1 protein-coding gene is annotated in these 200 nt (G+C 56.0%); it reads right to left on the minus strand.

All coding sequences use genetic code 11. The features are described from left to right. Nucleotides 1-200, minus strand: a 200-nt coding sequence (locus WG8_RS09705; protein ID WP_007429976.1) for a nucleotidyltransferase family protein, incomplete at both ends; no start/stop codon positions are given.

Below are 200 nucleotides of genomic sequence, written 5' to 3' on the forward strand. Positions count from 1 at the left end.
CGTATTAAAGCCGAGCACACGGATATAACCGGGGCCTTTCGCCAGCTCAGCGGGGGCCATATCGGCTTTGGCATGATTCAGCAAAATATGTGCAAGCATACGCTGAAGCTTTGTACGAGTATATCGCCTTGTCTTGACGGCGGCGAGTAATGCCTCCACCGAGGGCTGGGGCAGCGTGTACAGCGATTGCCGCAGGCGAT

The sequence above is a fragment of the Paenibacillus sp. Aloe-11 genome, assembly GCF_000245715.1.
GTDB classification, from domain to species: Bacteria; Bacillota; Bacilli; order Paenibacillales; family Paenibacillaceae; genus Paenibacillus; species Paenibacillus kribbensis.